Here is a 566-nt window from a genome sequence, read left to right as displayed (position 1 = left end):
GGCGTTCTCGGCTGGGGCGTCGGCGGCATCGAGGCGGAGGCGGCCATGCTCGGCCAGCCGGTCTCCATGCTGCTGCCCGAGGTCATCGGCTTCAAGCTGACGGGCAAGCTGAAGGAAGGCGTGACGGCGACCGACCTGGTGCTGATGGTCGTGCAGATGCTGCGCAAGAAGGGCGTGGTGTCGAAGTTCGTCGAGTTCTTCGGCCCCGGCCTTGACAACATGACGCTGGCCGACCGCGCGACGATCGGCAATATGGGTCCGGAATACGGCGCGACCTGCGGCTTCTTCCCGGTCGATGCCGAGACGGTCAACTATCTCACCATGTCCGGCCGCGACGAGCAGCGCATCGCGCTGGTCGAGGCCTATTCGAAGGCTCAAGGCATGTGGCGTGACGGCGACGGCTCGGACCTCGTCTTCACCGACACGCTGGAGCTCGACCTTGGCGCCGTGGTTCCGGCCATGGCCGGCCCGAAGCGCCCGGAGGGCCGCGTCCCGCTGGAAAGCATCGCCGCGGGCTTTGCGAGCGCCATGGACAACGACTACAAGAAGCCGGGCCAGCTTGAGAA

General features: G+C 66.8%; 1 protein-coding gene. It reads left to right on the top strand.

All coding sequences use genetic code 11. The features are described 5' to 3' along the window. A partial coding sequence (locus P9A16_RS35670; protein ID WP_278026572.1) for an aconitase family protein occupies nucleotides 1-566 on the top strand: 566 nt, incomplete at both ends.

The organism is Shinella sp. 838, from assembly GCF_029623935.1.
In the GTDB taxonomy this organism is placed as follows: Bacteria; Pseudomonadota; Alphaproteobacteria; order Rhizobiales; family Rhizobiaceae; genus Shinella.
The sequence above is the reverse complement of the archived record's forward strand: the minus strand, read 5'-3'. Positions and strand labels throughout refer to the sequence as shown.